We start from the raw sequence: 23,900 nt of genomic DNA, 5'->3' as shown, positions 1-23,900 counted from the left end.
GACTAATCAATTTGAAAGCGAACGTTGTGATGACGCCAATCATTTTGACGCAGTCAAGTCTGTTGGCGGCGCTCGCTCCGATCGATCCCGCTCTGCGCCAGCAGGTGATCGCCTATCTGATCGGGCGAACATCTTACACATCTCCCGACAATGGCCTGCCCATTCCCGCACAGTTGGGCGTCGCCATCTCCGTGCCGGACCCGTCCGCGAATGTTCTGATCGAGACCAATGCTGTTAATACCGTCAACGTGGATCCAAGCCTGAAGGTGATCGTTGCCAACGTCGCGTCCAACGTCGTCCTATCTGTCAACGGATTGTCGCCGGTGCTCGTCGCCACCGGCAATGGCGACAATCAGGTGTTTGTCAACGACTCCGCGGCGGTGACCGTACTGACCGGGTCCGGCAATGACACGATCTACGCGGGTGCCGGCGCCGATACGCTGTCGAGCGGAGCCGGCAACGACGTTCTGGTCGATCAGGTCTCAGGGGCGAGCCTTCTCGACGGTGGCTCCGGTTACGACCTGCTCTTCGGGTCGGGCGCCGACAAGCTGGCGGGCGGCGATGGCGACGATACGCTCTACGGCGGAACGGCATCCGATCTGTTGGGTGGGAATGGCAACGACATCCTGATCTCAGGCAGCGACGCTGTCCATGCGAACGTGCTCGATGGTGGTGCTGACAGTGACCAGCTCTACGCCGGCGCTGGTCAGGATTCGCTTTATGGAGGGGCCGGCAGCGACATCTTGGTATTCGGCAGCGCCGCGCAATATGCCGACGGCGATGACGACAATGACCTCGTCGTCGGCGGAGCCGGCAACGATGCCCTGCACGGCGGCAACGGCAATGACGCGATCTACTCGAACTCCGTAGCCAGTCAAGGCGCGAAGCTCTACGGCGACTCGGGCAACGATTCTCTCTACGCAGGAGCAGGAGCCGATTCGCTCTGCGGCGGCGCCGATGCCGATCTCCTCATCGGCGGCGCGGCAACGGCTGTGCTCGACGGCGGTGGCGGTGACGACGTCGTTTACTCGAACAGCAATTCAAGCCAAGGCACCGTCGTCTATGGTGGCGGCGGCAATGACCAGCTCTATGCCGGATACGGCAACGACACGCTCTACGGCGGCAGCGGTCACGATCTTCTCAAGGCGGGCTATGGCAACGGCGTGACCGTGATGATCGGCGGAGACGATGGGAGTTCCTTCACCGACGATACCGGCGGCAATACCTCATCAATGGTCGGCGGCGCTGGCCAGGACTTTTTCTATCTGAAGAATCTTTTCACCCCGGACACGATCGATGGCGGCGGTGGTGACTTGGACTCCGTCACATTCTCTCTCTGCGACCTGTCGAGCGTCATGTCGATTACGCCCGGCGCCACGGCGGGGTCCTATGACGTCAACTTCGGCTATCACGTCTATCCGCGTTATCCAGAGGGGCCGCCGTCCTACGACGTTGTCACGCAGGTCGCACATGTGAGCAATATCGAGTACCTTATTTTCCGGGCTGGCAACTTTATCCATCTGACCTGACCTGGTCGGAAAGACCGTCTTTACCTCGCCTGACAAGGGCGACCTCATTGCAGTTCGGATGTCAGGAGGCGTTGCGACGCCCGACTCGACCGCCAACGTCGTGGTCGACTTGAGCGCGATCGGCACCGCTTTCGCCCATGACGCGTTGAAGGAGGTCGTCGCTGACGTCTCGTCCAAGGTCGTGTCAACGGTGAGTGACATGCCTTGCGCCGGTTGTCGTCGCAACCTGCAACGAGAACGACCGGCTCTTCATCTACGACAGCGCGCCGGTGACGGTGCTGACCGGCCGTCGAGTACCTCGTTTCAGCGATGGGGCCTGGATCCATTTCTGACCTCTCAGTGGATCCGGGGCGCCATCGTCTTTGCGATCGCCGTGTCGGGACAGGTATGCCGGGGCAGTTGTTCACCCTGTTCCTGGCCTCGGCCGTTCGCGGGGTGGCCTTCCGGACCGCGCCCTGCTAGGCTTGCACTCCGACATATTTTGACAAATGAATCAAAGCTTCAGCCCGGGTTTGGAGCGCTCCGAAATTGGCTAAACGACGCTTGTTGAATGCTGGAGCGGGGTCCACGACCGCAAGGCGTATTTTACCGCTCGTGGCAACGCCGGATTGGGAAGAGATTCGTCTGGACATCGATCCCAACGTGAATCCCGATCTCGTGGGCTCGGTGACCGATCTCGTCCGCCTGTTTCCGCCGGCATCCTTCGATGCGATCTGGTGCTCGCATGTCATGGAGCATCTTTATGCGCATGAGGTCCATCCGACGTTTCTGCAGTTTCGCGAGGTGCTGAAACCAGGCGGCTTTGCCCTCGTGATGTCCCCGGACCTCGAGGCCGTTGCGGAGCACGTTCTGGCCCACGGGTTGGCAAGCATCGCCTACATGTCGCCCTCGGGGCCGATCCGTCCGCTGGACATGATCTACGGCCACTCGAAGGCGATCGAGGAAGGGCGTCATTACATGGCGCACAAGACCGGGTTCACCTCGGATCGACTCGGCAACCTGCTGCTCGGAGCCGGCTTTCCGGCCGTGTCGGTGCGCAGTGAGAATTTCGAGATCTGTGCCCTCGCTCTGATGTCCGGCGCTGATAGCGCGGCCATCCAGCGGGAACTCGACGCCTGTGGCTTCGATTTCCGCGAGAAAGTCGGCTGAGCTCTGCAAATGTTAATTGACCAACATATCTCGTCTCGGATTTACGTTATATCACTCTTCCAGATTGGCTTTCGATGTGCGTTGCGGCATAATCCCGGCTGCGGCATCTGGTAGCGAATTATCATTGTGCCGGGTCGCGCGGCAGCGCCGTGGCGACGACAGATGATCAAGGCAGGTGTGACCATGGAGCTCGTTCCCAGCGCCCAGACGGCCGAGGCCGTCGAGCCCACGGGCCTCGCCTCACTCGTGATCGTGGCGCGCCAGCATGGCCTGCATTTCACGGTTTCGCAGCTGATCCACGACAATGTGCTCAGCGGCAGCGAGGTCTCGACCGCCGAGATCGTCAAATGCGCCAACAATTCAGGCATGCGCGCCAAGGCCGTCCGGCTCGACTGGGATGGGCTGAGCCATCTCAAGCGCGCGCTGCCGGCGATCGTCCGGCTCAAGGACGGCAGCAGCATGGTGCTGTTGCGCCTCGAGGGTGACGAGAACAATCCGCGCGCCGTGCTGCGCGATCCCAATGTCGGCGAGGATGCTCTGCTCGTCATCGACCGGCTGCGGATGGAGCAGGTCTGGACCGGCGAGGTCGTGCTGGCCAAGCGCGACTACGAGATTTCCGACGAGACCCAGCCGTTCAGCCTCGGGCTGATCACGGCTCTGATCTTCCGCGAGCGGCGCATCGTCCGCGACGTCGCGGTCGCGGCGCTGGTGCTCGGCATGATGGGTCTCGCGCCGATCATGTTCTACCGGCTGCTGTCGGAGAAGGTGCTCTACTACAAGGCGTTCAACACCTTCACGGTGCTGTGCGTGGCGATGCTGGTGCTGATCGCGTTCGAATCGGCCTTCGCGTTCCTGCGCCAGCTTCTGGTGCATCAGTTGACGGCGCGGCTCGACGTCAAGCTGTCGACCTACATGTTCGAGAAGGTGCTGAACCTCCCGATCGATTTCTTCGAGCGCAACCAGGTCGGCATGGTCGCGCGCGACATGCGCGAGATCTTCCGCATCCGCACCTTCCTGATGGGGCAGCTGTTCGGGACCATCCTGGACTCGACGACGCTGATCTTCTTCCTGCCGGTGATGTTCTTCTTCAGCCCGATCATGACGTTCGCGGTTCTGGCGTTCGTCGCGCTGATCGCGGTGTGGCTGGTGGCGATGCTGCCGGTCTATCGCAAGCGCTCGCACGCGGTGCTCGCCGCGGAGGGCGCCATGGGCGCGTTCATGGTGCAGACCCTGAACGGCATCCGCACCGTCAAGTCGCTGGCGCTCGACGCGCGGCAGAAGCACATGTGGGACGTGTTCGTCGCGCGTCTCGCCAAGGCGCGGATGGCGGAGGGCATGACCGGGACGATCATCCAAGCTGTCGTGCGGCCATTGGAGCGGCTCGCGGTCAGTTTACCCTATGCGCTGGGCGTATACCTCGCTCTCACTACCGACGATCCGGTCTATGTCGGCGCGCTGTTCGCCTTCCTGCTGCTGGCGCAGCGCGTCGCCGCGCCGCTAATGCAGATGGCGCAACTGGTCAACCAGTATGACGAGGCGCGCTCGGCGGTCGGCATCGTCGGCAAGCTGGTCAACCAGCCGGCCGAGGAGGGCCGCTCCGGCCACGGCGTCCGGGTGCCGCTGAAGGGCCTCGTCGAGTTCTCCGGCGTGACCTTCAAGTACAAGGGCGCGGTGTCGCCGGCGCTGAACAACCTGTCGTTCGAGATCCCGCTCGGAGCCAAGCTCGGCGTGATGGGCAAGAGCGGCTCGGGCAAGACCACGATCACCCGGCTGCTGCAGCGGCTGCATTCGGATTACGGCGGGCTGATCAAGATCGACGGCATCGACGTGCGCGAATACGACGTCGATCATCTCCGCCGCAATGTCGGCGTGGTGCTGCAGGAGAACTTCCTGTTCTCCGGCACGATCCGCGAGAACATCTCCGCTGCCAAGCCGGACGCGACCTTCGACGAGATCGTGCGCGCGGCGCGGCTCGCCGGCGCCGAGGAGTTCATCGACAAGCTGCCGCGCGGCTACGAGACCTACATCTATGAGGGCTCGCCGAACCTGTCGGGCGGCCAGCGCCAGCGCCTCGCGATCGCCCGCGCGCTCCTGGTCAACCCGCCGATCCTGATCCTCGACGAGGCGACCTCGGCGCTCGACGCCGACAGCGAGGCGATCGTCAACGCCAACATCGCCCGCATCGGCCATGGCCGCACCATGATCATCATCTCGCACCGGCTGTCCTCGCTGGTCGATTGCGACGCCATTCTGGTCCTGAACCGCGGCGTGATCGACGACATCGGCCGCCACGAGGAGCTCTTGGAGCGCAACGACATCTATTCCAGCCTGTGGCACCAGCAGAACAGCCACGCCATCGCGGCGCCGAAGCGCAGCCGCCCGGGCTATGGAGGGCCGACCCTTGTCTCTTAGTGCCGCCTCTCGCAGTCCCGCCGCCGTCGCCACGGTCCGCCAGTTCCAGTCCGAGACCGACGCGATCCGCGAGGCGCCCGAGCCGGTCGGCGCCCGCGCCACGCTCTATGTGCTGGTCGCGATGATCCTCAGCCTCATCGCGGTGATGTGCCTGATGCGGCTCGACCGCGTGGTGCAGAGCGTCGGCGGCAAGATCGTGCCGCTCGACGCCATCAACGTGCTGCAGGCGCTCGACGCCTCGATCATCAAGACCATCGACGTCCGCGAGGGCCAGCAGGTCGCCTCGGGCCAGTTGCTGGCCACCCTCGACCCGACCTTCACCCAGGCCGACGTCGCGCAGTACAAGGCGCAGGTCGCGAGCCTGTCGGCGCAGGTGGCGCGCGACAAGGCCGAGCTCGCCGGCACGCCGCTCGTGTTCCCGCCCAGCGACGACGCCGAATTCGCCAGCTACGCCAAGCTGCAGCTGGCGCTCTACCGGCAGCGCCGCGCGCAATATGACGCGCAGATCGCGAGCTTCGATTCCAAGATCAGCCAGACCGAGGCGACCATCGCCAAGCTGCAGAAGGATGACGAGCGCTATGGGCAGCGCGACGACGTGCTGCAGAAGATCGAGACCATGCGCTCGACCCTCGCCGAGAGCGGCAGCGGCTCCAAGCTGAACCTCTACATCTCGCAGGACACGCGGCTCGAGCTGCTGCGCCAGATCGACTCGACGCACAACAGCCTGATCGAGGCCAAACACCAGGTGGAATCGCTGCGCGCCGACCGCAAGGCGTTCATCGAGCAGTGGAACGCGCAGCTCAGCCAGGACCTGGTGACGACCCAGAACTCGCTCGACGCGGCCAATGCGGCCTATGACAAGGCGATCCGCCACCAGGACCTGGTGCGGCTCAGCGCGCCAGAGCCGTCGGTGGTGCTGACGCTCGCCAAATTGTCGGTCGGCTCGGTGCTCAAGCCCGGCGATCCCTTCATCACCCTGATGCCGCTGCGCGCCCGGCTTGAGGCAGAGATCCGCATCGCCTCGCGCGACATCGGCTTCGTCCGCCCCGGCGATCCCTGCACCCTCAAGGTCGACGCCTTCAACCACGTAGAGCACGGCACGGCACAGGGAACAATCCGCTGGGTCAGCGAGGGTGCGTTCACGCTCGACGACGACGGCAAACCGGTCGACGCCTATTACAAGGCACGTTGTTCCGTCGACGCCACAAATTTTCACGATGTCCCCGCTGGCTTCCGGTTGATCCCGGGGATGACTCTGACTGGGGACATCAACATCGGTACACGCTCGGCGGCCATGTATGTGCTCGGCAGCATGCTACACGGTTTAGGACAGGCGATGCGCGAGCCGTGAGCAGGCAGGCGGACTGAATGGGTGCAATCCAACGGGTGCTGTCGCGGGTAAGCGCGGCGCTGCCGCTCGGCGCCACGGTCGACGCCGGCGCCGAGCGTCACGAGGCCGGCGAATACCTCGATGCGATCCGGATCTGGCGGCGGGCCGCCACCTCCGGTTCCGCGGAATCGGCGTTCCGCATCGGCCAGATGTACGCGAAGGGCGAAGGCGTCGTCCGCTCCTTCCCCGACGCCGCCGCTTGGTATCGCCGCGCCGCGGAGGCCGGGCACACCGAGGCGAAATATCAGCTCGGCTGGATGCTGCTCGATGGCGTCGCCGCGCCGGTCGGTCCCAACACCCCCGAGGCGTGGCAGCGGGAGGCCGCAGACAATGGCGAGACGCCCGCGGTTGCGCGTCTGCTGTTCCCCGCCGGGCTTGCGGTCGAGAGAGACCCCGCGCAGGCGGTCCGCTGGATATCCGCAGCCGCAACCGCCGGCCATGCCGATGCACAGGCGCGCATGGGCGAGCTCTGCCGCCACGGCCGCGGCTGCCCCCGCGATCTCGACGCTGCCCGCGACTGGTATGGCAAGGCCGCGGCGCAGGGCCACGCCGGCGGCGCGTTCGGCCTCGGTGATATCTATTTCCAGGGCCTCGGCGTCTCAGCCGACCCTGCGGCCGCGATCGGCTGGTACCGCCAGGCCGCCGAAGCCGGCCACGCCCGCGCCCAGGTGGCGCTGGCCTCCTGCTATCAGAACGGCACCGGGGTCGCGCAGGACCGCGCTGAGGCCGTCAGGCTCTATGCCGAGGCGGCGCGCCACGACGACGTGCTGGCGCTGCATTGCCTCGGCCTCGCCTTTCTCTCCGGCGACGGCGTCGCCCAGTCGATCGACCGCGCCGAGACCGCGCTGCGCAAGGGGGCGCGCAAGGGCCATCTGCCGGCGATCCAGGCGCTGGCGGAGTTCTATGCCCGCGGCCTCGGCGGCGAGCCCGATCTGCGCGAGGCCGCGCAATGGTATCAGGCTGCGGCCGAGAAGGGCGACGTACAGGCGCAATTCTTCACCGGGCGCTTCTATGCCACCGGCAGCGGCGTCGCGCCGAGCGTGCGCGAGGCGGCCAAATGGTTCCTGCGCGCGGCCGAGGGCGGCCACGCCACCGCGGCCTTCAACATCGCCGTGTTCTATCGCGACGGCACCGGAATCGCCCGCGACGTGCCTGCCGCCATCTCCTGGTTCGAGAAGGCCTCCGCCGCCGGCATCAGCGCCGCCGACATCCAGCTCGGCCGCATCTACGCCGCCGGCGCCGGCATCGAGCGCGATCCCGCCCGCGCGGCGCACTGGCTGGCCAAGGCCGCCGAGGGCGGCGACGCCGAGGCGCGCACGGCGCTCGCGCTGGTCCTGCTGCAATCCGACCGCACCGACGAGGCCCGCGCCCGCGCCGCCGCGCTGCTGACGGATGCCGCCGGGTCCGGGCATGCGCCGGCCGGCCTGCAACTCGGCCATCTCAAGGCCGGCCGCTTCGGCGGCGCGCCGGATTGGCCGGCCGCGGCCGCGTGCTATGCGCCGGCCGCCGAAGCCGGCCTGGTCGAGGCGATGGTCGCGCTCGCCGGACTTCACCTTGACACGGCTTCGGCCCTCACCGATGCGAAGGCCGCCTTCGCCTGGTTCGAGAAGGCCGCTCGGGCCGGCCACGCGCCCTCGGCGTTCCAGCTCGGCGTGATGTACTGCACCGGGAACGGCGTCGACATGGATCTCGCCCAGGGCGTCGCCTGGTACGAGGCCGCCGCCCGCGAGGGCCATCCCTTCGCGCAATACAATCTCGCTGTCATGCTGTCCAAAGGCCAGGGCTGCGAGCGTGATCAGGTGAAGGCCGTCGAGTGGCTCCGTGCTGCTGCCGAGAAGGGCATGGCTGCTGCGCAGCGAGCGCTGGGTGCAAACGTCGATGTGCCTGCAACTGGACTTTCGTTTTCCGAAGGAGGAAGCGAGAAGACTTAAGTTCGAGCCGAGACGAACTGAGCGGTTAAAGCACGGAATATTGCCTGTTCTTACGAACGCATTGGTCCAGAGCTTTGAACGCAACTCGCCAGTGTACTGAAATAGCATTAAGATCTGCAATTTCGGATCGTTGATCTCAGAGAGTGAAATGGCGCCCAAAACCGAAGTAACGAAGGCCTATCTTCCACCCTACCAAAAAGTTCGGGAATCTGCCCTAGGCGGCCAAATGGGCTCTATTGCTCAGTTCGATGAAGGCAAGCTTCGAGATCTAATAAAATTGGTACTTCGGGGAACAGCGTTCGACGAAGACTGGTACGTCACTCAGTACCCAGACGTTCGTGATGCTGTCGCACGCGGTATATTCCGCTCAGGCAAGCATCACTTTATCGAAAGTGGTTATTTTGAAGGTAGGCGCCCCTGCCAAGTAGTTGTCGACGAGGAGTGGTATAGCAAGGCCTATCCTGATGTTGGGGAGGGGGTTGAGTACGGGGAAATTAGTTCCTGTCAGCACCACTTCGATCAATACGGAGAAAAAGAAGGCCGTTCTCCATTTGAAGACTAGTAACTTCGCATCCTTCCCTCTCCTAAGGTCAACCTGCCTCCATGACTGAAGAACGTTCATATCAAGACTACGCGCTCATATCAGAGAGCGGGCTTTTTGATCGTGGGTTCTACCTGAGGTCAAACCCTGATGTGGCCGAAGCGGCTGTTGACCCTTTGCAGCACTTTTGCGAGCATGGTTGGCGAGAGTTTCGTGACCCCGCGCCTTTTTTCTCGTTGCGATATTATAGCGCGTCTGCTTCCCGCCGCGAGACTATCGAAGGCAATCCATTCGTTCACTACATTAGGAAGGGCTTGCACGAAGGCGCGCGGACCCGGCCAGAACTCATGGGGCCTGTCGAGCCGATACCGACAATTCGGCGTGCAATGTGGGAGTCGGTAACAGGAAAGATCGACCCGGCTGAAGTGGACATCATTATCCCAGTTTATCGCGGGTTGCGTGATACTGCGGCTTGCATTTATTCCGTTTTGACGACTGAGGTCGCAACGAGATTTCGTTTGGTTGTCGTTAACGACAAAACGCCAGAGCCGCCCCTGCAGCGATTACTAAATAAACTAGCTGGGCGAAAGCTGTTCCATTACATCGAAAACGAGCAGAACCTAGGATTTACACAGTCCGTAAACAAGGGAATGCAAGCCGGCAAAAACTCGCATAAGCTGCTTCTAAACTCCGACACCATTGTATATGCGGGCTGGTTAGATCGGATTGTGGCCCATGCTTCGAGTGGCAAGATTGGGACCATCACTCCACTCTCGAACAACGCCACCATCTTCAGTTATCCAGAAACAAACGCAAATAACAACTACTCGATAGAAGTTCCTCTTGCGGCGTTGGACGCCATAATTTCAGTCGTGGGTCGCGGAGCGCCAGTCGATGTGCCGACTGGCGTCGGATATTGTATGTTCATTCATCGCGACTGCTATCATGAAGTGGGGGAATTGGATGTTGCCACGTTCAACCGCGGCTATGGTGAAGAGAATGATTACTGTGTGAGAGCTAAAGCGGCGGGATGGCGAAATGTCGCCGCGACCGATGTGTTCGTCCGCCACACAGGTGAGGTTTCGTTCGCATTAGATGCTTCGACACAGCAAAAGTCCGGCTATCTAGCGCTACTTAAGAAGCATCCGTGTTACGAGGGCGATGTTCGGAAATTTGTGTCTCGGGATCTCCTGTCGTCTGTTCGTCGGAAGATCGATGTCGCTCGTCTTCTCCTAACTGTAGTCAAAAGGAGGCTGGCGGTGTTTGTTTCGCACAACAACGGAGGTGGAATCGAGACCCACCTAAGGCAGCTCGCGGAGCAACTAGAGGGCGTGGGCTATGGCGTGTTTATTGTCTCGCCCAGCAAGACCGATCCATGTGCTGTATCGGTCAACTCATTCACCAGCCCTCTTCATGTCCCCAACTTAGGAAACTTATCCGTCCAAGAATTTATCGGTCTCGTACTTCCGAGGTTGTTGAGCGCGGGGCTTGAGCTCTTCCACGTACATAGCCTTGTTGGATTTGATCTGGAGCATGCGAAATCGCTCCTAGATGGAGTAAAGTCAGCCGGTGTTCGAATTGTTAGCACGGTCCATGATTACTCGGCGATATGTCCGCGGAATCAGTTGGTCGATGACGGGGAGGACTATTGTGGTCTCCCCGGCCCTCTAACCTGCCAAGAGTGTCTAAAATCCTATAGCTATCCGGGTCGCCGGACAGGCGCCGCCGTTGCGAAATATCGGTACGACTATCATCAAGTTCTATCGTTAGCGGATGTTACCTTCGTGCCATCCGAGGATACGAGGGCGCGGCTACAGCCGTTCTTGCCGGACGTTCGATTGCAAGTTCGAAGTCATCTCGAGCCATCACGGCTGCTGCCCCGTACTCCTCCGACGCGATCGGAGCTGAGTTGGGACGGAACGATCAACGTGGCAGTCATCGGAGCAATTGGGCCGCATAAAGGATCTTCGGTGATTTTCAGTTGTGCAGCTGATGCTGCGCAGCGGTCATTGCCGATCCGGTTTCACGTAATTGGCTATACAAATATCGACGAGCGTCTTCGGAGTGTGGGAGTTTCCATCACGGGTCCCTATTTCTCTGATGACGACTTGCGCCGTAGGCTGATTGAGGTGAGCCCCCGTTTTGGGTTCTTCCCGTCGATCTGGCCAGAGACGTACCTTTACACGCTGTCAGATGCTTTCGAAATTGGGCTGTTTCCAATCGCGTTTGATATCGGCGCGCAGGCGGAGCGGATAGCAGACGCGCAGTATGGTGCGTTGATCCCGGTAGAAGAGCGGTTTAACGCTCAGTTTATAAATGATACTTTCCTGCGCCTGAACGATGAGTTGGGGCCCGATGAATGGATACCGCAAACGGGTGCTTTTGCCTCGGCCGATGACGTGTGCCTCTACTACAGATATAAAGACGATGTTCCGGCGGAGCGTGAAAAGTCGCGCTCGGACGTGATGAGGCCTACGCCTCTGTCAATCGCTGGGTAGAGATGCGCAACTGTGTTGTGGTGGGGCTTTCAGTTATTGTTTTGGGACAGGCATACGCTTTCAGCCCTGACAATGAGAGTGTTGTTGCTGCTTTCGACAGCCCAAATGTCAAATTTAATGATGGAGCGGTAGCGAATCGCGGCCCGAGCTACTTTGCTCGTCTTCCGCTACCTGGAAGCCCTCCTTCTAAGTGGAGTCTTATGCAGTGGAATAAGTCTGAGCTTCTTGATCCTGGGGGGGCGTTAGTGAATTCGGAGGGGTACCGAGACGAGCTTTTAGGGCTGCCATTACTTACCTTTCTGGCAACAAATCGTGAGTCTCGCCTCAGCATATTCTCGGATCAGCAGAATGGCTTGGTCTTTGAGCTCGAAAGTGCCGGAGGTGGACTCACCAGTACGGGTGGTGCTAACTTATTCCTATCGAATTACAGTATCTCGCAACTTCCCCTCAGTCGTAGGCTCACCTACGAAGTCTCTCTTAAGCTTACGAAAGCGAAAGTTGATGCGGTTGCGTTTGCAGAAGCCGGAGCGGTCAAAGCTCAAGTATTGACCGGCTTTACGTTGTTTTATCTCGACCCAAGCAGTCGGCAAAAGACGTCCGTGTTTGTCCAGCTGCTTCATTCTAGCTCTGCGCAAGAGCGTGCCGAGTATCGCGGTTGCTTTCCCGAGCGCGGTGGTCGCAACATTGTGTTTAACCCGATCTTGAAATCTGATCAGGCCTTAAGATTCATTGTTGCGACGGGTGCGCCGCAGCATTGGAGTTACGATATTAATCAGCTTGTTTGTGACTTGGCTCAGCGGATGTTCTCATGTCGCGATGATGGTGGTCGTATGTCGGATTCAGTTGGTTTTCCGCAAGAGGCTCGCGATCTTTCGAATTGGCATTTGACGTCGATGTACGTTGGGCTTGAAACTCAGGAGCGGGATCTTCGGCCGGGGGCGGTTGTCCGGAGCCGTCAGGGTTCTGTGGATGTCGCGGTGCAGATTTCGAAGTTGGCGTTGAAGTACGGACGAGAGTCCGCGTCTTGCTTGGCGCCTAAAAACTGAATGTTAAGTTTGATTGGGCCTCCTCTTGCGGGGCTTTCATTCCGGGATTCTCTAAATGGCAGCTGAGCTACTAGGTTACGTTGATGTTGCTGGCTCGCTGGTCGTCGGCTGGGCTATGCGGGATACAGATCGGCATCAAATTGTTGAAGTGACAGTCGAGGTGAACGGAGAACTTGCCGTTACGGTGTCTGCAGACCAGCCTCGGGCGGATCTTCAGCGCGTCTTTGGGTCAGGGGGGCATGGTTTTGAAGTCGATATTTCTTCCAGCCTTCGACCGGGCGCAAACCGGATTCGCGTAAAATTTGCCGAGACAGGAGCTGTTATACAGCGTGGTGAATACGAGGTGGTGTTTGATGGTGAGTCGCCGCTTGTTTTGCGAGGGCTCGATGGATGGATGTTTCTAAGGAACGATTCCAATAACGTCTTGGCGAAGATGTCTGGCGAGAATAATTTTTCGTCGGAAGATCTGGTCTGCTTTTGGAACCAGCATCTGATGCGGACGGCGTACGTGGAGTCGTTGGGTGGCGAATATAACGTATTAGTCACCCCAGAAAAACATGTCGTTTATGAAGAGATGGGAGGAGGGAAATTTTCTGTGGCCGCTGATCGGGGGTTGGTCCGGCTGACCAATTTCTTGTCGACTTCCGGGGTTCGCAACTACAAATATCTAATTGAGGAGCTGTTGGCTGCCAAGCAAGAGCTTCTTGTCTACTACAAAACAGATACGCACCTCTCTTGGGAGGGGCGCCGAGTGCTGATCGAATTTCTTGCGAAGTTTGTTGGAGTGAGAATAGACTTGGATCGGTGGACGGTAATCAATGAGGAGATGAGTGGAAATCTCGGCTCCAAAATGCGGCCGCCTGTTATTGAGAAGATGACTACAAGAGCTCCGATTACCGAGGGCATCCGCAGCTTCCACGAGACGGTTGCGGGCGCGCTGAGTGGTGAGGGGCGGATCACGGGAAACGTGTCAATTTCCCGTAATACTATGGCGGCAAATAGGGGAAGTAAGCTATATCTGTTTGGCACTTCCGGTGCTTACACGTCGATTTCTGCGATGCACACGCTGTTCGAGTATATTGTGTTTGTATGGTCTAATGCTATTGATTTGGATCTACTTAGGTCGTTTAAACCGGATCATGTTATCTGGATCGCAACTGAGCGGATCATTGCTCCAAGTGCTGATGATTTCAATTTTCGCTCGTTACAAAGAGATCGGGTGACTGTTGTGTTGGAGGGATTAGTTTCCTAGGCTATTGACCCCCAGTCAAATTCACTGCCCGTCGCGTTACCATGTCGCACCCTCCAGCGCTTGCGCCGTCGGGCAAATCAGAAGCACCTTTGTCGGTGTCCCGGGCTCCTCGGAGGGGCGTGCGCGTCGTCACGGACGTTGGGCTTGGGATGCGGTGGACGTGCCATGGCCGGCTGACGAGCGGTCGCTGGTACGGATGGTCAAGTCGTGTGGTCCTGGCATCCCGACGCTGATGCCAAGCGCAGTGCGATGACGCACTGGCGTGACGGGGGCAAACAAGCCGGTCCCCGGGGAGAGCACGAAGTACGCCATAAACCATCGTGCAGGGAAGGCCGGTGTGAATCCGGCGTTGCCTGTGGTTCCTTCCCCGTGCATTTTTCTCGCACGGGGGCCATGGGTGCGTTGGGCACCCGGTCTTCCCTGCGCCCTCGTTTGCGAGGGTCCGGATTTCAGCACAGCTCGGGCGCTCATCGCGCCGCGAGGCCGCGGCGGCTCGTCCCGGAGGTCGAGGCCGGCGCTGACCATCGGAGGGTCAATGCGCTGCCTTGCGGCCGAGCCGCTCGGTCTGATAGCCGCGCTGCAGGATCGCCTGCCACCACGGTTTCTCCTGGACATACCAGCGGACGGTCTTGGCGATGCCGGTCTCGAAAGTCTCCTCGGCGCGCCAGCCGAGCTCGCGCTCCAGCTTGGAGGCGTCGATGGCGTAGCGGCGGTCGTGGCCGGGGCGGTCGGTGACGAAGCTGATCAGCTGGCGGCGGCCGCCTTGCGGCCCCGGCGCGACCGCGTCGAGCAGGTCGCAGATGGTCTCGACCACGTGCAGATTGGTGCGCTCGTTGCGGCCGCCGACATTGTAGGTCTCGCCGACCTGGCCGCGCTCCAGCACCAGGGTCAACGCCCTCGCGTGGTCCTCGACGAACAGCCAGTCGCGGATGTTCTGGCCGTCGCCATAGACCGGCAGCGTCTCGAAGCCGAGGCCCTTGATGATCATGTGCGGGATCAGCTTCTCGGGGAAGTGATACGGCCCGTAATTGTTCGAGCAGTTGGTGATCATGGTCGGCAGCTCGTAGGTCTCGCGCCAGGCCCGCACCAGATGGTCGGACGAGGCCTTGCTCGCCGAATAGGGCGAGTTGGGCGCGTAGGCCGTGGTCTCGGTGAACAGGCCGGTGTCGCCGAGCGTGCCGAACACCTCGTCGGTCGAGATGTGCAGGAAGCGGAAGCCGGCGCGCTTCTCCGGAGACAGGCTGCGGAAGTGGCGCAGCGCCTCCTGCAGCAGCGTGAAGGTGCCGACGATGTTGGTCTGGATGAACTCGCCGGGGCCGTCGATCGAGCGGTCGACATGGCTCTCGGCGGCGAGGTTCATCACCGCGTCGGGCTGGTACTTGTCGAACAGCTTGCGCAAGGCGGCCGCGTCGCAGATATCGGCCTGCTCGAAGGCGTAATGCGGATTGCCGGCCGCGCCGGGCAGCGAATCGAGATTGGCGGCGTAGGTCAGCTTGTCGATGTTGACCACGCGGGCATGGGTGTCGCGCAAGAGGTGCCGCACCACGGCCGAGCCGATGAAGCCGGCGCCGCCGGTGACGAAGATGGTCGAGCCCTTGAAACGCATCGATGCCTCCAGGCGTCAGCGGTGGAAGGAGCGGGAGACGGACTGCAGATATTCGCCGTAGCTGCTCTTGGCGGTTCGGGCTGCGACCTTGTCGAACTGCTCCAGCGAGATGTAGCCCTGGCGCAGCGCGATCTCCTCGGGGCAGGCGATGCGCAGGCCCTGGCGCTGCTCGAGGATCTGCACGAAATGGCTGGCCTCGACGAGGGAGGCATGCGTGCCGGTGTCGAGCCAGGCGAAGCCGCGGCCGAGCACCTCGACATAGAGGTCACCGCGCTTCAGATAGGCGTTGTTGACGTCGGTGATCTCGATCTCGCCACGCGCCGACGGCTTGACGTCCGCGGCGATGCTGACGACGTCGTTGTCGTAGAAATAGAGGCCGGTGACCGCGACGTTGGACTTCGGCTGCTTCGGCTTCTCCTCGATCGAGAGCGCACGTCCCGTGCCGTCGAGCTCGACCACGCCATAGGCCTGCGGCTCGTTGACGACATAGCCGAACACGGTCGCGCCTTTCTTGCGGAACGAGGCGCTCGACAGCATGCTCGGCAGGCCGTGGCCGTAGAAGATGTTGTCGCCGAGGATCAGCGCGACGGAATCATTGCCGATGAACTCGCGGCCGACGATGAACGCGTCCGCGAGTCCGCGCGGTGTCTCCTGGGTCGCATATTGAAATCGCAGCCCGATCTCACTGCCGTCGCCGAGCAGCCGCTGGAACAGCGGCTTGTCCTGCGGCGTCGAAATGATGAGAATGTCGCGAATACCGGCCAGCATCAGCGTCGACAGCGGATAATAGATCATCGGCTTGTCGAACACCGGCAGCAATTGCTTGGAAACAACCGTCGTCACCGGATACAGGCGCGAGCCCGTGCCTCCGGCGAGGATAATGCCCTTCATGGGACCTCACTCAGCGAATAATTGTTATGTTAACAGATAGCGTGCGTTGCACAAGTTGGATAAAGGGATACAGTAAATTGTAGAAGCGCAATCCATTTAGCAGACCATTCGATGAACGTCATCAAAACCGACTTGCCTGAAGTTATCATTCTCGAGCCGAAGCTGTTCGGTGACCACCGAGGTTTCTTCCTGGAGACGTTCCAGGCCGCCCGCTACCGCGAGCTCGGTATCAACGGGCCGTTCGTGCAGGACAACATGTCCCGCTCGTCCTATGGCGTGCTGCGCGGGCTGCATCTGCAGAACCCGAACACGCAAGGCAAGCTGGTCAGCGCGATGCGCGGCCGGGTGCTGGACGTGGCGGTCGATGTGCGCGTCGGCAGCCCGAATTTCGGCAAGCATGTCGCCGTGGAACTGTCGGAGGAGAACCGCCGCCAGCTCTGGGTTCCCCGCGGCTTCGCCCACGGCTTCGTCGTGCTCTCGGAGAGCGCGGATTTCTTCTACAAATGCGACGACTATTACAGTCCCAAGGACGAGATGTCGGTGCGCTGGAACGATCCGGCGATCGGCATCGACTGGGGCGTGCCAGAGCCGAAGCTGTCGCCCAAGGACGCCGAGGCGCCGCTGCTGGCGGAGGCCCGGAATCTTCCCGTGTACGGGCAGATCTGATGCGCATTCTGATCACGGGCACCAGCGGACAGGTCGGCGGCGCGCTGCGCAGGCTGCTGCCGGCCGGTGGAACCGATGAGCTGATCTGCCCGCCGCGCGCGGCGTTCGATCTGACGCAGCCCGCCAGCCTCGCGGGCGCGCTGGACCGGCTCGCGCCCGACCTCATTCTCAATCCGGCGGCCTATACCGCCGTCGATCGCGCCGAGGACGAGGCCGAGCTCGCGATGACCGTCAACGGCCAGGCGCCGGGCGTGATCGCGCAATGGGCGGCGCCGCGGCGCGTGCCGCTGCTGCATGTCTCGACCGACTACGTGTTCGACGGCGCGGGCGAGCACCCCTGGCGCGAGAGCGACGCCGTCGGTCCGCTCTCGGCCTATGGCCGCAGCAAGCTCGCCGGCGAGGACGCGGTGCGCAGCGCCGGCGGCCCGCATCTGATCGTGCGCACGGCCTGGGTGTTCGCGTCCGCAGGCGCGAATTTCATGCGCACGATCGTCCGCCTGGCGCGGGAGCGCGAGGCCCTGCGTGTCGTCGCCGACCAGAAGGGGACGCCGACCTCGGCGCGGACCATCGCGGAGGTGATCGCCGCGATCCTCGCGCAAGGTGCCGGCGACCTGCCGGGCGCATTCGCACGGGCCGAGGGCCTCGTGCATCTGACCAATTCCGGCGCCACCAGCTGGCACGGCTTCGCCAGCGCCATCGTCGACGGTCTGCGACAGCGTAACGTGCCGGTGAAGGCTCGGGCGGTCGAGGCGATCACCACGGCGGATTTTCCGACCAAGGCGCGGCGGCCGGCCAATTCTCAGCTCGATCTGTCGCGCCTCCGTGGCGCCTACGGCCTCGTGCCGCCGTCCTGGCAGCAGGCCCTGTCCCGCGAGCTCGACGAGCTCGTCGCGGCCGAGCAGCGCTAGGACCTGTTCGCCACAGTCGCCCGCGCGCTGACGGGCCGTTCGCCCAAGCCTGTTGTCTTTTCCCAGGGGATCGGCAAAGACCACGGCTGCCACCCGTCGACGCGAGCGGGTGGCATGGGGACGACATGTCGGGAATGGAAGCCGAGCCATTGCGCAGCGCCTACGAGGTTGGAGATCAGCTGCAGACGGCCTTGTTCCGCCGCGGACGCACGTTCTCCGGCTTCGCCTGCGACCCCTCCGATCCAACCCGCAAATTCGTCATCGAACTCGTCGTCGACGGTTACGTGGTCGCCGTTGGCGTTGCTGATGGCATGGTCGCCCGGCTGCGCGAGGACGGACTCGGAGACGGCCGCTTCGGCTTCACTTTCAGCGTCGCCGACGAGGCCTTGGCGAATGCGACCTGCGTCGAAGCGCGCCTCGCCAATCTGGGTGTTGCCGTTGGCGCGCCGATCTATTGCGACAGCCTGCTGACGGACGAAGCGGAATACGTTCTGGGCGAACTCGAATGGGTGGGTGGTCTTCGCTTTGTCGGCTGGCTTGATCCGGAGCTGGAAGACGACGTTGAGATCGTGGTTGCCGAGCAGCTGGTGATGCTCGTCAAGCCGTCCGGCTGGACGCATGTCGCCCAAGGGGACGGTTTCGAAGCCGCAAAAAGATTAGATTTTCATCTACCGGAGCACTACGCCGACGGACGCGTCCGACAGCTGTCAGCCCGCCTTTCCGATGGCCGCAGCCTCCTTGCACAGGCCTTGCCGTTTGTTGCTTTCGAGCGCGGCCTGGAGCAGACCCTGCAAGTCCTTGGGCGATGGGAGAGTGAGCGTCTTCGCGGCCGCCTGTTCGACCAGCTGGTGCCCGCATCGCTTCCGTTTCATCTCTATGAGAGTTGGAAAGAACGTTTCCCGCCGCCTGGTCCGGTCAGCGGGTCCTTCGAAGCTGCCGTCATCCTGATTGGCGAGTCGGGAGTCGACGAGACCGTCGAGAGCCTCGAAGCACAACGGAACTGTACCTGGAGTGCGATAAGCCTGCCGACAGCTCGCAGCTTCGCCCGGTTTGATGCCAAGCCGGCCTGGGAGTTCATCGGTGGGGATGCGGCCGGCTGCGAATTCGTCGTGTTCTGCCTCAGCGGCACTTTCGTCACGCCGGACGCCCTGCGGCGTCTTGGCGAGGTATTCGAGGTCGACCGACGCTGTGACGGTGTCTACAGCGATATCGAGATCCAGTCCGACGGCAAACTCTGGCCTTTGATGTTGCCGGCATTCGATCGGGAGCGCGCCCTCGAGCAGGCCTACGGCGCGTATTTCTTTGCCGTCCGACGAGCGTGTGCTCTGGAGACGCTTCGTTCGGCCATGTCGCTTTACGAGCTGTTTCACGCCTGCGTCGGCAATGAGCTTGCAACCCGCCGTGTCCGTCATCTGCCCGGCGCTCTTGCGATATTGCCGGTCATCGATACGGCGTCCGCAGTCAAGGAGTTGGCGGAGGCCAGCCGGAGCTTCCTGGCCAGGAGCGGAATCCGGGCTGCGGTGTCTCCGCGTGAAAACGGCTCGGTGCCGTCAGTCAGGATCCAGCGCGAGGTGGCCGCGAACGACAGCACCACGATTGTGATCCCGACCCGCAATCGCGGCAAGCTTCTGCAGCGTTGCCTTGACACGATCGAGCCCGCCGTCCGCAAACTGCAGGCGAAGGTTCTGGTCGTCGACAATGAGTCAACCGAGCCCGAAACCATGGAATATTTGGCTCGGATCGCGGCGCTCGGTGTTGGTGTTCTCCCGGTACCGGGGCATTTCAACTTCGCCCGTATCAACAATATTGCCATCCGCCAGGTGGATACGGAGAACGTCTGTCTTCTGAACAACGATATCGAGGCTTTGGACGACGATTGGCTCAGCGAAATGCTATCTCGGCTCAGCGAGCCCAATGTGGGTGCAGTCGGCGCGAAGCTGCTGTGGCCTAACGGGGTTGTTCAGCATGGCGGCGTCGTGCTCGGTACGAACTTCGCGGCGACCCACGCGTTCAATGATCGGATGGACGGCGATCTTGGCTACGGTGGTCTGCTACAAGTGGCCCACGAATGTTCGGCCGTTACGGCTGCCTGCCTCTTGATCCGCAAGCGCGACTACGACGCCGTGCAGGGCATGGACGAGGTTCGTTTCCCCGTGAATTTCAACGACGTCGATCTCTGCCTTAAGCTGCGGCAGCTCGGCAAACGTATCGTGATAACACCCGATGCACGATTGACCCATCTCGAGTCAGTCAGCCGCGGCCGCGACACGTCTCCGGATCGCAAGGCCCGCTTCGAGCGAGAGCTCCTGAACTTGCGTATCAAGTGGGGGGATGCCTTGATGGACGATCCCTATTATCATCCGCTTCTCGGGCTCGATCATCCACCGTTCTCGGCGCTCGCCTGGCCACCGCGTTCCTGGGCGTCGCGCGTCAACAGGCGGCCTCATCCTGAAGCGGCTCCGCCGGGATTTTGAGCTCGGCAGATGCCGGCTGCAGCCAGCGGATGATTTGTGCAACGGCCTTCGAAGCCGGCAGGCCGGGCGCGATGACAAGGTTGTGTTCGCTGGCGTCCGCCGCTAGCCAGTCGGTTGCCGCAATCGGCAGTCCGGTGGCTTCCAATGCAGCGATCAGTGGATGTCCGAACATCGGGTCTCCGGTGTCCAGCAAGACGCGAGTGATACCGTATGCGTCGATAAGACCGTCGAGCTCATCGGGCAATATCTCGCCGCCCGTCACGACGACGTTATCTTCATTCATGAGACTGAGATCATCCAGCGTTCTGCCGAGAACTATCAGCCTCGCGCCGGGGAGATTGAAGCGGAGCTGATCCGCCAGCGCGCGCATGAAACGGATCTCCTGGGCTGTCGTCCGCAAGGCAGGGACGCAGAGGGTCACACCTTGCGTCGACCGTGATCGGTCTCGTCGCGTGCCCTCGAGCGTCCGCATGTGGGGTTTTGTATCGATCCGCAGGGCCTCGCCCGCAAATCGCGCTCCACGCGAGTCGAGCGTCAGAACGTGTCGCGCGCCTGCCACCAAGCCGATCCAGCTTGACCGCAAGCCTGAGCGCTGGGACGTGCCGTCGCCGAGCGACGTATCCGCAACGACTATGCGGTAGGGGATCTGGTGTGTGATGAAGGAGAGCAGCCGAGGCGGAATGCGTCTCGTTCCGACGATTTCGATCTCTCCAGTCGAATGCTCATCGAGAAACTGCTCGAAGGCCGCAATGTCGACATCTGTCGCCAGCGCGAAGCGAAGCGATTGTGGGATGCCTCCTTGGATGTCTATTGGAGAAGCCCAGATTTGATGCCCATCGCCATCAATCCGAACGGTCAGACTTCCGACCGCTCGGTCGCCCGACAATCTCGATCTTTCAGTCGCGGTGGCGAACACAGGTCCGGAGCCAGAGAGCACGACATGCCAACGGCCGCCACTTTGACCGGCGATGACCTCCCGCTCCAATGCGGCGCGACACTTGCGCAGGGGATCCGCTTGCAAAAATGCGGCGCATTCGATCGAATAGCGTGGATAGCGTTGCTCGAGGATGCGCAGATTGCGCATGACGAGCGCGCGCTTCTCGTCGAGAAACGATCGCGATCCCTCGTGGCCGACGAAAACCGAGGGCACGCAAACGTTTCTGAAGCCCGCCTCTTTGGCGCGCAAGCAAAGATCGACATCCTCGAGATAGCCGCGTTGAAAATCGTCCGAGAGCCGCCCCACAACGTCCAGGCATGCGCGCGTGAGGTAGAGGCAGAAGCCAATGCCATTGGGGATGTCGACGAGGACCCCGGTATTTGCTGCAGCCGCACGCTGGTCGAGATCCTCGACTTCTTCGAGCGATGGAAGGGCATTGGGAGTGTTAGGGCGCGGGAAGCTGGTGAACTCGCCATTGTTCGAGAGCGGTGTTGCCGTTCCGATGCCAGGAGCGGAGCGGACGACGGCGCGCAGCCTGTTGAACGCCTGCTGGGGAACCAGCGTATCCGCATTGAGCAACACGATGTCTCCGCTTGGGCTTGCATCAAGAGCCCGGTTGACGGCGCCCACGAAACCAAGATTGCGCTCGTTTGTCAGCACGATCACGTTGGGCCCGGTCTGTAGTTGCTGCAGCAGATGTTTGATCGCTGGCTCGGGCGATGCATCGTCCACGATCAGCAGGCGACAATCGGGTGTCGCATTGATCGCGGCGATCACGCTGCCCAGACAGGCCGCCGTCGCATGCAGGTCGCGATAAACCGGAACAATGACGGTGAGCTGGTCAGGCTCGTCGGCGGCACGGTCTGGCTTTTGCCGGCCTTCGAGGCGCAGCGCTTTGGGAGGGCTCTCGCCAAGGTGAAGCTCTTGGATCAGCTGTCTGTCGACCGTGATCGCGACATGCCGCAGATCCTCTTCGCGGGATCGCTCAAATCGAAAATCCGCAACTTGGTGCTCTGCTGTTGCAAGCCGATGCTGGGGTGTGCCGGCCAGAGAGAACGTACGGGTTTGCTCGACCGATGTCAGCGTGACGTGCAGCGTGCTCGTCACCGGCCATGTGGCCCATCCCACAATCTCCCGATCGAGCAACTCCATGCGCGCGAATGCACGTTGTCCGGCGGCGCGAAGGTGGCGCAGGGCCAGCCGCACTGTGTCCGGATCATGATCCAGTCTCGCGACGATCCGGGCGGCCTCAAGCTGCTCGCGGCCAGCCGCCCAGGCCATCGTTCGTCGTGCGGCCGCAATGTTTTCTGGCTCGAGCTCCCAGGCCTTGATGGCCGCATCCGCGGCCGCGTCGTCGAGGCCCAGGTGATGGAGGGCTTCGGCTCGTAGCAGATGCGCGCGCGCCGTCGCGGGCGGAGAAATCCGGCAACGCCTGTCTGCGAATGCAAACGCGCGCCGGTACTCGCGGCGCTCCAATGCGGCGACCGTGGCGCGTTCGAGATCCAGATGATGATGGATCCTTGAGCTGAACCAGGGACCCGTATGCTCCGCCGCGGATCCGGTGGTCTCGGACTCGTTGCCCAAGAACCTGCCCAAGACTTAAGCGCCGGGTTTGGCCGCGCTCTGTCGGCTGCGGAACACCCTCACACGTCCGCCTGACCGTGGGGTTCCTGCATCCATGGCGCCTCGCGCCGGAGGGCTCGGGAGAATGTTGGACGGAGCTTCCTCGATGCTGATCTTCAGCCCGACGAGAGGTTCGCGGCCGGACGGTCCGGAAAGATTGATGCGTTTACCGGTCACGCGCATCGCTGGAGCGCCCAGAAAAATCGCCTCGACCGCGAAGTTGTAGCGGTTGGCACCTGGGCCCGAAGTCTCCAGCGAGATCCCCGTGAGCGGAAGCGCCCGGCCCCGCGTGCCGGCGAAGGTCCCTAGCGGGACCAACTGGTTGTCCCCCCGCTGCGGTCGAGCAAAGCGGACGGCATATTGAATATCGAGATCATGCGGCTTATTCGGCCACAACAGGCAGATGCCCTCGATCCTGGCGGGGGCTGTTGGCCCTGCGACCCAGGCATTGGAAACCTCGGTCACGTCTCCGACGCCGGCGACATGGGCCATGATTTGCAGTTCGGGAAGGGCGCTCGTTGAGCCGGCGGCGCGGGCAGCCGGGGATCTCTCCCACTTCTGCCCCTGCGTCAAAGGCTCGATTTTGACGTTGGCCGCGGTCGAACCTCCCGGCTGCTGCGCAATGACTTCGACCGTCAACCGGGAAGGCCGCAGCACCGAAACCACCAATGCACTGTCAGGGGCGTAGAGCGTTCCATCCACGGAATCCGGAGCCGTGATGACCGTGCAACTTTCGGTGGATGATCGATCCGGCGCCACGCGCACGAGGGGGGGAGAGGCCTTGTCCTCAGCTCCATTGTAGCGGACGAGGAAGAGTCCTCGGGCCAGGTCGATGGATTTCTGCTGAGTTGTGTCGCTCATTCGCCGCCCCGCAATCCTGCGCCGTTCGACTGGAAAGGTCTATCTGTACAATGTGTACCAAAAAAATGTGCTACAGAAGAGACTTAACGTTAATCCGTGAACATATATCAACGCCGCTTGGCGCGAAAGGCTCTCCGGGAAATTCTTGCGCTATCTGAACTTCAGCGGCGCCGGAGTTTCCCATTT

Annotated in this window: 16 protein-coding genes; 12 read left to right on the top strand and 4 right to left on the bottom strand. The window is 61.8% G+C overall.

Features of this window, described 5'->3' with window-relative positions:
• Positions 1-29: 29 nt before the first annotated feature.
• The 9 genes from BRADO_RS32665 (at position 30) to BRADO_RS32630 (ending at position 13,748) form a co-directional block, all read left to right on the top strand.
• Entirely contained in the window at positions 30-1,529 is a 1,500-nt protein-coding gene (locus tag BRADO_RS32665; protein ID WP_157872651.1) for a calcium-binding protein, read from the top strand.
• 594 nt (positions 1,530-2,123) lie between these two features.
• Positions 2,124-2,678, top strand: coding sequence for a methyltransferase domain-containing protein (locus BRADO_RS32660; RefSeq protein ID WP_012030483.1), 555 nt, complete (start codon positions 2,124-2,126; stop codon positions 2,676-2,678).
• A 183-nt stretch (positions 2,679-2,861) separates the two neighbouring features.
• Positions 2,862-5,090: a peptidase domain-containing ABC transporter gene (locus tag BRADO_RS32655; RefSeq protein ID WP_041757945.1), complete on the top strand. Its 2,229-nt coding sequence runs from the start codon at positions 2,862-2,864 to the stop codon at positions 5,088-5,090.
• The gene (locus BRADO_RS32650) at positions 5,065-6,441 is read left to right on the top strand and encodes an HlyD family type I secretion periplasmic adaptor subunit (protein WP_012030481.1); all 1,377 of its coding nucleotides are present in this window, start codon (positions 5,065-5,067) and stop codon (positions 6,439-6,441) included. The genes BRADO_RS32655 and BRADO_RS32650 overlap by 26 nt, the downstream gene beginning before the upstream one ends.
• 17 nt (positions 6,442-6,458) lie before the next feature.
• A complete protein-coding gene (locus BRADO_RS32645; RefSeq protein ID WP_012030480.1) occupies positions 6,459-8,411 on the top strand; it encodes a tetratricopeptide repeat protein in 1,953 nt (650 codons plus the stop codon).
• A 148-nt stretch (positions 8,412-8,559) separates the two neighbouring features.
• Positions 8,560-8,973, top strand: a complete 414-nt coding sequence (locus tag BRADO_RS35270) for a hypothetical protein (protein ID WP_157872650.1) — start codon at positions 8,560-8,562, stop codon at positions 8,971-8,973.
• 41 nt (positions 8,974-9,014) lie between these two features.
• Positions 9,015-11,450: a glycosyltransferase gene (locus BRADO_RS34620; RefSeq protein ID WP_012030479.1), complete on the top strand. Its 2,436-nt coding sequence runs from the start codon at positions 9,015-9,017 to the stop codon at positions 11,448-11,450.
• A 2-nt stretch (positions 11,451-11,452) separates the two neighbouring features.
• Positions 11,453-12,496: a hypothetical protein gene (locus tag BRADO_RS35265; RefSeq protein ID WP_012030478.1), complete on the top strand. Its 1,044-nt coding sequence runs from the start codon at positions 11,453-11,455 to the stop codon at positions 12,494-12,496.
• A 55-nt stretch (positions 12,497-12,551) separates the two neighbouring features.
• The gene (locus tag BRADO_RS32630; protein WP_012030477.1) at positions 12,552-13,748 is read left to right on the top strand and encodes a hypothetical protein; all 1,197 of its coding nucleotides are present in this window, start codon (positions 12,552-12,554) and stop codon (positions 13,746-13,748) included.
• Between the two features lie 532 nt (positions 13,749-14,280).
• Here the strand turns inward: BRADO_RS32630 and rfbB are convergent.
• Together rfbB and rfbA are read right to left on the bottom strand one after the other, a co-directional pair.
• Positions 14,281-15,354 carry a dTDP-glucose 4,6-dehydratase gene (gene rfbB / locus BRADO_RS32625; RefSeq protein WP_012030476.1) on the bottom strand — a complete coding sequence of 358 codons (1,074 nt, stop codon included), beginning with the start codon at positions 15,352-15,354 and terminating at the stop codon, positions 14,281-14,283.
• A 15-nt stretch (positions 15,355-15,369) separates the two neighbouring features.
• Positions 15,370-16,245, bottom strand: coding sequence for a glucose-1-phosphate thymidylyltransferase RfbA (gene rfbA, locus BRADO_RS32620; RefSeq protein WP_012030475.1), 876 nt, complete (start codon positions 16,243-16,245; stop codon positions 15,370-15,372).
• Between the two features lie 111 nt (positions 16,246-16,356).
• Here rfbA and rfbC point away from each other — a divergent pair, with 111 nt between their 5' ends.
• From rfbC to BRADO_RS32605, 3 genes are all read left to right on the top strand, one after another.
• A complete protein-coding gene (rfbC, locus tag BRADO_RS32615; protein WP_012030474.1) occupies positions 16,357-16,911 on the top strand; it encodes a dTDP-4-dehydrorhamnose 3,5-epimerase in 555 nt (184 codons plus the stop codon).
• Positions 16,911-17,819, top strand: coding sequence for a dTDP-4-dehydrorhamnose reductase (gene rfbD / locus BRADO_RS32610; protein WP_012030473.1), 909 nt, complete (start codon positions 16,911-16,913; stop codon positions 17,817-17,819). Before rfbC ends, rfbD begins: the two co-directional genes overlap by 1 nt.
• A gap of 125 nt (positions 17,820-17,944) precedes the next feature.
• On the top strand, positions 17,945-20,293 hold the full coding sequence (locus BRADO_RS32605; RefSeq protein ID WP_012030472.1) for a glycosyltransferase family 2 protein: 2,349 nt from the start codon (positions 17,945-17,947) through the stop codon (positions 20,291-20,293).
• Here BRADO_RS32605 and BRADO_RS33410 read toward each other — a convergent pair.
• Together BRADO_RS33410 and BRADO_RS32590 are read right to left on the bottom strand one after the other, a co-directional pair.
• Positions 20,250-22,814: a glycosyltransferase family 2 protein gene (locus BRADO_RS33410; protein ID WP_157872649.1), complete on the bottom strand. Its 2,565-nt coding sequence runs from the start codon at positions 22,812-22,814 to the stop codon at positions 20,250-20,252. The genes BRADO_RS32605 and BRADO_RS33410 overlap by 44 nt on opposite strands.
• 15 nt (positions 22,815-22,829) lie before the next feature.
• On the bottom strand, positions 22,830-23,714 hold the full coding sequence (locus BRADO_RS32590; protein ID WP_012030470.1) for a hypothetical protein: 885 nt from the start codon (positions 23,712-23,714) through the stop codon (positions 22,830-22,832).
• Positions 23,715-23,900 lie beyond the last annotated feature (186 nt).

The sequence above is a fragment of the Bradyrhizobium sp. ORS 278 genome, assembly GCF_000026145.1.
GTDB lineage: Bacteria > Pseudomonadota > Alphaproteobacteria > Rhizobiales > Xanthobacteraceae > Bradyrhizobium.
The sequence above is the reverse complement of the archived record's forward strand: the minus strand, read 5'-3'. Positions and strand labels throughout refer to the sequence as shown.